General features: G+C 68.6%; 6 protein-coding genes and 2 pseudogenes. 4 read left to right on the top strand and 4 right to left on the bottom strand.

Annotated elements, in window-relative coordinates:
- Window positions 1-45: 45 nt before the first annotated feature.
- Window positions 46-174 carry a hypothetical protein gene (locus J7I98_RS42470; RefSeq protein ID WP_285438153.1) on the bottom strand — a complete coding sequence of 43 codons (129 nt, stop codon included), beginning with the start codon at window positions 172-174 and terminating at the stop codon, window positions 46-48.
- 41 nt (window positions 175-215) lie between these two features.
- Between J7I98_RS42470 and J7I98_RS39970 the strand changes: the two genes are divergently transcribed.
- Complete coding sequence (locus J7I98_RS39970; protein WP_251021902.1) at window positions 216-500, top strand: hypothetical protein; 285 nt, start codon at window positions 216-218, stop codon at window positions 498-500.
- An 88-nt stretch (window positions 501-588) separates the two neighbouring features.
- On the opposite strand, the gene J7I98_RS39975 is transcribed toward J7I98_RS39970, so the two are convergent.
- Complete coding sequence (locus tag J7I98_RS39975) at window positions 589-2763, bottom strand: phosphocholine-specific phospholipase C (RefSeq protein WP_214929970.1); 2175 nt, start codon at window positions 2761-2763, stop codon at window positions 589-591.
- Window positions 2764-3081: 318 nt separating this feature from the next.
- Here J7I98_RS39975 and J7I98_RS39980 point away from each other — a divergent pair, with 318 nt between their 5' ends.
- Together J7I98_RS39980 and J7I98_RS39985 are read left to right on the top strand one after the other, a co-directional pair.
- Window positions 3082-3624, top strand: coding sequence for a winged helix-turn-helix domain-containing protein (locus tag J7I98_RS39980; RefSeq protein WP_214929971.1), 543 nt, complete (start codon window positions 3082-3084; stop codon window positions 3622-3624).
- Window positions 3549-4151, top strand: coding sequence for a transposase (locus J7I98_RS39985; RefSeq protein ID WP_214929972.1), 603 nt, complete (start codon window positions 3549-3551; stop codon window positions 4149-4151). The genes J7I98_RS39980 and J7I98_RS39985 overlap by 76 nt, the downstream gene beginning before the upstream one ends.
- 303 nt (window positions 4152-4454) lie before the next feature.
- On the opposite strand, the pseudogene J7I98_RS39990 reads toward J7I98_RS39985, so the two are convergent.
- Together J7I98_RS39990 and J7I98_RS39995 are read right to left on the bottom strand one after the other, a co-directional pair.
- Window positions 4455-5019 (bottom strand): annotated as a pseudogene (locus tag J7I98_RS39990) (helicase associated domain-containing protein); the annotation flags it as partial.
- Between the two features lie 839 nt (window positions 5020-5858).
- Window positions 5859-6392 (bottom strand): hypothetical protein, encoded by a 534-nt coding sequence (locus J7I98_RS39995; RefSeq protein WP_214929973.1) that lies wholly within the window; start codon window positions 6390-6392, stop codon window positions 5859-5861.
- Between the two features lie 351 nt (window positions 6393-6743).
- Here J7I98_RS39995 and J7I98_RS42795 point away from each other — a divergent pair.
- Window positions 6744-7066, top strand: a pseudogene (locus J7I98_RS42795) (IS630 family transposase); the annotation flags it as partial.
- Between the last annotated feature and the right edge of the window lie 362 nt (window positions 7067-7428).

Genomic DNA, 7428 nt, shown 5'->3' on the forward strand with positions numbered 1-7428 from the left:
CCCTTCGTCCAGGCGGCCTACGGGACGCTGTGCGCCCTGGAAGGGTCAGTCCCCGGCGACGTGCCGGGTGACCGTGTCCGCGAACTCCTGGGCGGAGGGCGAGAAGGCCGACCACTGCCGGGCGGCCCAGTCGACCTCCAGTGACGGGATGCCGGTGACGGGTAACAGCCGCACGCCGTCACCGGGCTGGCCGACCAGCGCCAGCGCTGTCCGGCATGGAGCACGCGTACATCCGCGACCGCACCCTCGAAGGCCACGAGCCCGCCCGCAAGCGCGGCAATACCATCGGCGGAGCAGGCGTCACCGACAACGACATGCTGTCCATGGTCCTCCGCCTGCGCGACCAGGAGATGAGCCTGCGTGATACCGCCGCCCGGCTCGTCATCACCAAGAGCACGAAGAAGGGCCAGCACCCCTCACCCGCCACCGTCATGCGCAGGCTGCGCGAGCACGACCGGGCTACCGACGGGGGCCTCGTCACGGCAGAGAGGGGCCTCTGACCTCGGCCGGAACCCAGCTACGGCACGTTTCGCCAGTTTTCGCCTCTTCTGGTTGGCCTCGCCCGTCAGGTGTGACCGAATGGGTCAGTCACCGTGGCACTCCGTCCTCCGCCTGTGCAGTGACCGGGGCGTGCGGTGATTCCGGTGCCGCGACGGGGCGTGGGGCCGGGACCGGGGTGTGACCGAATGCCGGGTCGCTGGTGCTGTGGCGTCCGGTCTCGATGTGCCCGCGCAGGCGGCGCCGGAAGCCCGGGGAGTCCTCGCTGGTAATGGTGACGTCGTACCAGTGGTGATGTTGGGCGCACGGCACGGGGAGGGTAGTCGGCCGGCGCGCGGGAAGCGCCAGGCGGATGGTGTGGTCCTGGTAGGCGTCGGTGATGGCCACGCGCACAGGTGTGTCGCCGTGGTTGGTCAGGTCCACGAGGAGGCTGCCTTGGCCGCTGGTGTCGTGGCATGCTGTGACGTGCAGTACCGGCTGGTGGTGCGCTGGGCCGGTGAAGTGTCTGAGGAAGCCGTTGGGGCCGTGGACGCTCATGTCGTAGCCACCGTCAAGGGGCCAGCTGTCAGTGAGTTCGGTGTGCCTGGCCAGGGTGTAGGTCCACGGACCGTAGGTGCCGGTGTGTGAGGTGACGTGGAAGACGGCGCCGGTCTCACCATTGTTGAGGAAGTCGATGTGCAGCCGGCCGTCCTGCAGACGGGCGTCGGCGGCCAGGTCGTAGGGCAGTGCGCGTGCCCGGCGCAGTCCGGCTTCCTGCTCGGGCAGAGCAGGATCTTCCGGCTGGGGGTACTTGACGGGCTTTTCCTCGCAGCGTGGGGGACGGTAGCTGCTGGTGCTCGGCAGAGGTGGCATGTCGTTGTTGCGCTGAGCGAAGTCGAATGCGGAGGTCAAATCCCCGCACACGGCGCGCCGCCAGTCGGTGATCTGGTCTTCCCGCACGCCGAAGCGGCGTTCGATGAAGCGGATCAGTGAGGTGTGGTCGAACACTTCGGAGCACACCCAGCCGCCGCGGCTCCACGGGGAGACAACGAAGGTTGGCACGCGCGGTCCCAGTCCGTAGGGGCCGTGGTCGCCCTTCGAGCCGTGGTAGTGCTCTTCTGCGATCTTGACCGTGGATTTGCCTCGATTGGCGTTCTCCGGGGGGTAGGGCGGTGGGACGTGGTCGAAGAAGCCGCCGTTCTCGTCATAGGTGATGATCAGGGCGGTCTTGCTCCACACCTCGGGGTCGGCGGTGAGGGCGTCGATGACGCGGGAGACGTACCAGGCTCCGTAGTTGGCCGGGTAAAAGGGGTGCTCGTTGAAGATCTCCGGGGCGGCGATCCAGGACACCTGGGGCAGCCTGCCCCTCTTTACATCCGCACGCAGGATCGAGAACAGACCGTCGATGTCGGGCATCCCGTCCTCGTCGCGGCCGCGGATCTGCGTGCCGGTGCGCGCGTTGCGGTACAGCGGGCTGCCCGGTTTCGCTTCCTCATAGTTTTTGAAGTGCAGGAGGGAGTTGTCGCCGTAGTTGCCGATGCAGGCGTTGCCCTCCACCCAGCCCCACGTCTCCTCGCGGGTCAGGCCATAACCCACGTCCTGGTAGATCTTCCAGGAGACACCGTGCCGCTGGAGGCGTTCGGGGTAGGTGGGCCAGGTGTGTGCCGGGGTCGTTTCGGCTTCGTAGTTCTGGATGATGGGCCCGTCACCGCGCCGGCGGGCGTCGACGCACCCGGTCCACATGTAGTAGCGGTTGGGGTCGGTCCAGCCGTTGAGGGAGCAGTGGTAGGCGTCGCAGATGGTGAAGGTGTCGGCCAGCTGGTGGTGGAAGGGGACGTCCTCGCGGGTGAAGTGGGCCATGGTCGGGTAGCCCTTGTGCTTCACCCACCCGTCGTTCCTGCCGCCGTTCCACGCACGGTGGCCCGTGTTCCAGTCGTGCGGGATGTCATCGAAGCACGTCAGGCCGAGAGGCTGCCCGTCCACAGGCGCCGGCCGGTACGGCAGTACGGCTCCGTTCCTTCCTTCCTGGTGCCACACCGGAGCGCCGCTGGGCAGCGTCCAGGGGCGGGGATCACCGAAACCACGGACACCTCGCAGGGTGCCCAGGTAGTGGTCGAAGGAGCGGTTTTCCTGCATCAAGATGACGATGTGCTCCACATCGTCGACCGTTCCAGTGCGGTAGTGCGGGTCGATCTCCGCAGCTCGCGCGATGCTTGTCCCCAGCATGGAGAATGCCGCGGAGCCGCCCACCATCCGGAGGAAGCCACGGCGCCCATAATCAGTCAACGACTCACACCTCTGCTTGCGTACGGCCAAGATTCCCTGTCGTAGCGCAGGACAGCAGAGCCGAGCCCACCCCGACGTGGCCACATCACTCGCCTGGGCGCCCAACATCACCGCATACACCCTCAACGCGTGGCGCCACGTTGACGACCAGGGCAGGAGACCACGAAGGCCCCACGCTGACGCCTGCCTCACGGAAGTCTGCACACTTGACCACCGGGGAGACCAGAGAACGATGCCCCTCAGCCCGGCTAGAGATCTTTAAAGGTGTGGGTTACGTGAGGTCGTGACGGCTGTCGTGGGCCGCGCTATGCCGGAGGAATGAGGTATCCCGATGGCGGAGGGCTGACGGCTGAGGAGCGGGTTCGGCGTGAGCGGGTCCGGTTGGCGGCCGCTGATCTGATCGAGGCCGGGGCCAGTGACCGGGAGGTGGCCCGGCGGTTCAGGGTGACCCGGATGTCGGCGAACCGCTGGCGGCGGGCGTTGGCTTCAGGCGGTCGCCAGGCCCTGGTCTCCAAGGGTCCCGGTGGTGCCCGCTGCAAGCTCGATGCAGGTCAACTGCGTGTACTGGAGGCGGTGTTGGATGCCGGCCCGGCCGCCGCCGGCTGGAGCGACCAGTGCTGGACTCTGGCAAGGATCGCCGAGGTCGTGCGACGCCGGTTCGGCGTCGAGTACACCCTGGCCGGGATGGACCTGCTGCTGCACCGCATCGGCTGGAGCGTGCAGGTCCCGTCCCGCAAGGCCGCCGAGAGCGACGAGGAGAAGATCGCCGCCTGGAAGGACGAGCAGTGGCCCGTCATAAAAAGACGGCGGCGGACCTGGGCGCCTGGCTCTGCTTCGAGGACGAAGCCGGCCAGGGGCTGAGGCCGCCCAAGGGCCGCACCTGGGGCCGACGAGGCCACACTCCCGTCGTGCGGGTCACCGCTGCGGGCGCCAAACGCGTCTCCATGGCGGCACTGATCTGCACCAAGTCCGGCCACCGGACCCGGCTGATCTACCGCACCCACCTCGACCGCGGCCCCGCCAAAGGCCGGCGCAAGGGCTTCACCGAGACCGACTACGCCCGCCTGCTCGACGCCGCACACCAGCAACTCGGCGGCTCGATCGTCCTGGTCTGGGACAATCTGAACACGCACGTCAGCCGCACCATGCGGCAGCTAATCGACGCCCGATTATGGCTGACCGTCTACCAGCTGCCACCGTACGCACCCGAGTTCAACCCGGTCGAGGGCGTCTGGTCTCACCTGAAACGGTCCCTGGCCAACCTCACCAAGCACAGCCTCGACCAGCTCACCGCGCTGGTGAAGACCCGGCTCAAACGGATGCAGTACCGACCCGGCCTCATCGACGGCTTCATCGCCAAGACCGGCCTCGACTTCCAACCGCCGTAACCTCAGCCATTGAAGATCTTCTAGCGATCGTTCGCCCATGTGGGATATCCGTCAATTGCACATCAGGACGATGATGCACTCGTACTCGTCGCCGGGGGCAGCCGTGTCCTTTGTGGCGACGTGAGGAGCAGGCGTCGTGGCTACGGCGGACGCTGCCGTCGCTGACCCCGCCGCAAGAGCAATTCCTAGGGCAGTGCCGACCGCGAATATTCGCGAAACTGTCTGCCGCTTGGGGCGATCCATCTGTGTGGTGTTCATGGAACTAGAGTGCACGCCCCTGTGGCCAATTTCGCGCCGAGCTCGGCTGATCGGGTGGAGCTTGTCGGCGGTGAGCTTGGCGCGCCTCGACTTCGTGTTCGACAGAAACACCCCGAGTATCACCTCCGTCCCGTCCTCCAGCCGCTCTACGTGGGCCCTGGGAGCCGTCACAGAGCCCGTGCGCGCCTTGTACTGAGAGGGCCTCAACGCCCCGCTCGAAGGCCCCAAGGCCGCCCTTGGACGGCTTCGCGGACGTTTCCTGCTCCGGGTGTGTCGGCATGACACCGAGCTGCTCCAGGCGCTCGCGCTGCCCGTCCATCAGCCCAGTCCAGACGGCGTGCTGGCGCTGCTTCTCCAGCCACTTCCCGATGTCCATGCCGTGCACGGTGACGCCGGGCTCCACGTACGCGAGGACGCTCTCCTCCACGAGCATCTCCCGCACCGCCGCGAAGTGCCGCTGCCACTCCGCCGGCCACGCCGGGTTCCAGTCCTCATCGACCTCCTTGAGCGCCGTCTCCCACTCCGGGTGATCGGCCAGAGCGCCGGGGCGGCGCAGGTTGGACAGCGACTGCCCCACCGGCCGGTCCAGCGCGGCCGCGGACCGGGGCGCCAACTGCCGCGTCCGGGTGGACGACCTCTTCGCGGCCGGTGACCGGGGCACCGTGGCCTTCCAGTTCGAAGAGCGTCGGCCGCGGCATGGAGATGGAGCCTGGACACCGTTATGGCGGGTCACGGATTAAGGACCTGACGAGGGGTGGCGCGCGGTTCGCTATCCCGGAAGGATGGGGCATCCCGGAAGAGTGGTGGCGCAAGGCGCCGTCGGCCTCTGCGGCGGTATTCCGGTGTGTGGCACTGCCCCAGCCATCTCAGTGACACCGTTCATTTGGCATTGCCTGAACCGCAATCTCTGCTTTGCTTCTTTCCGCCCCCCCTCGTGGTATTGGCGTCACGTTCTGCCTTGCAGACAATCGCTGTCGTCTGACAGCGGACTAGCCGAGGAGGCGCATCGTGGTACGGAAATTGATAAACCTGCAGGGACGCACTGGTCTGGGAATGCGGGCCGGCGTAGGCGTGGCAGCGCTGGTTGGCGGACTGATCCCGCCGATGGTGGTCGCTGACAGCGCTGCGGCACAGACGACGCAGCAGCGGAAAGTGTTCGCGACCCCTGGCAAGCACTCCTTCACGGTTCCGGACGTCGGAACCGCCGTGGACATCGTCACCATCCGCCTCTGGGGCGGCGGGGCCGGCGGTAGCGGAGGCGCCGGCGGTGCCGGCGGCGGAGGAGGCGGCGGCGGGGGCAACGGCAGCAACCTCCTGGGCGGCGGGGGCGGCGGCGGAGGAGGAGGCGGAGGAGGAGGAGGGGGCGCCGGCGGCGGTGGAGGCTCCGGAGCCTTCCTGCAGTGTCGTGTGGTGGTTCCTGCCGGCTCGACGTTGAGCGTCGTCGTGGGGTCAGGGGGAAGTGCGGGCGGCGCGGGTACCGGCGGTGGCGGAGGCGGCGGCGGTACCGGTGGCGGGGGTCTCGCCGGTAGCGGAGGCAACGGCAGTGCCGGTGGCGGAGGCACCTCGGCCACCCTCGGTCAAGACGGTGGGGACAGCAGGGTAGAGATCCTCGACCTGGTTCAATTGGCCGCTGCCGAAGGCGGCAGCGCCAGTAACAGCTCTGCGACCGGCGGGGCGGGCGGCGGAGGCGGCAGGGGCGGCGCTTCCGGCGTACTCGGCGGTGGCGGCGGTGCCGGCGGCGTCGGCGGTGGCGGCGGTATCAGCGGTGGCGGCGGTGGCGGTGGCGGAGACCAGGACTGTGTGGGTATCCCCCTCACCACAGTGGATGGAATCAACGGTAGCGGCGGCGGAGGCGGCATCTCCGGTGCGACCGGCAGTGCGGGCAGCGGTGGCGGTGGGACCGGCGGCAGCGGTGGCGCGGGCGGCAGCGGTGGCGCCGGCGGTGGTGGTGGCGCCGCGATCGTCTTCAGCGGCGACTCCCACGGTGCCGGTGGCGATGCCGGCGACGGGGGCGGCGGCGGGACCGGCGGCGGGGGTGGCGCCGGCGCCAGCAGTGGCACCGGCGGCTCCGGGTCTGCTGGTGGTGCCGGGGAAAGCGGCGACGGCGGTAACGCCGGCGCGAACGGGGCCGTCGTGATCAGCGTGGCACCTGGGCCTTGAAACCGGGGTCCGTAGGACCCACCGCCCCCGGCAAGCACGGGGAGGTCCCGGCATTCGAGCTGGACAGCACGCTACGGTTCTTCGCCCGGCACCTCGGCTAATGCCGTCGCCTGTAGTCCGCGATGCGCCGTTCGGATGCTGGTCCGGACGGCGCGGTGTCGCCAGGCCGTCCGGGTGGCAGAACGAGTACGCGTCCGCGAGATCGATGACGACGAGGGGCAGCGCCTGTTGCGGATCATCCGCAGAGGCACGGGGTCAGTAGTGACCTGGCGGTGAGCCCAGATGGTGCTGCTGCCCGCGCAGGGCATGCCCGTGGCCAAGATCGCCGAGGTGACGTTCACCGGCGCGGACCGGATCCGGGACGTGATCCACAACTTCAATGTCGACGGCTTCGAGGCGCTCTACCCGAAGGTCTTCGGGTCCTGCTCCGCGAGGAGGGCGTGTCGTTTCACCGCATAAAGACTTGGAAGACCTCCCGCAACCCCGACTACCCGGCCTCTTCGTGTTGTTCGAGGCCAGACCGGCCGGGCCTGCTGATGCACCAGTTGGTCCGCGCCAGCGGCCTCTCACTCAGTCAGGTGTGCGGTCTGGACTGGCCGCGCTACGGGACGAGGCCGCGTCCAAGGGCTGGCCGCACGGCATGCGGTGCGGGGGCAGCGCTGCGGTTCTGGCGGGTCGCGGGGTGCTGGGGTGGCAGCGGGGGTGTGGTTAGAGGGCTTCGGCGAGTTCTTCGATTTGGTCGGCGAGGTGGGGGTCGGGGTGGGGGACGCTGCCGAATTCTTCGTCTTGGTCGGTTGTGAGGCGCTCCACGAGGGCGCGCAGGGCTGGGTTGGGTGTGCGGTGGTGGCGGGTGGTGTGG

It is taken from the genome of Streptomyces sp. ISL-98 (assembly GCF_018614055.1).
In the GTDB taxonomy this organism is placed as follows: domain Bacteria; phylum Actinomycetota; class Actinomycetes; order Streptomycetales; family Streptomycetaceae; genus Streptomyces; species Streptomyces spiramyceticus.

Excerpts from the sequence above, each read along its gene's own strand:
- J7I98_RS39970 (WP_251021902.1), top strand. The coding sequence starts at position 216 with ATGGAGCACGCGTACATCCGCGACCGCACCCTCGAAGGCCACGAGCCC.
- J7I98_RS39980 (WP_214929971.1), top strand. The coding sequence starts at position 3,082 with ATGAGGTATCCCGATGGCGGAGGGCTGACGGCTGAGGAGCGGGTTCGG.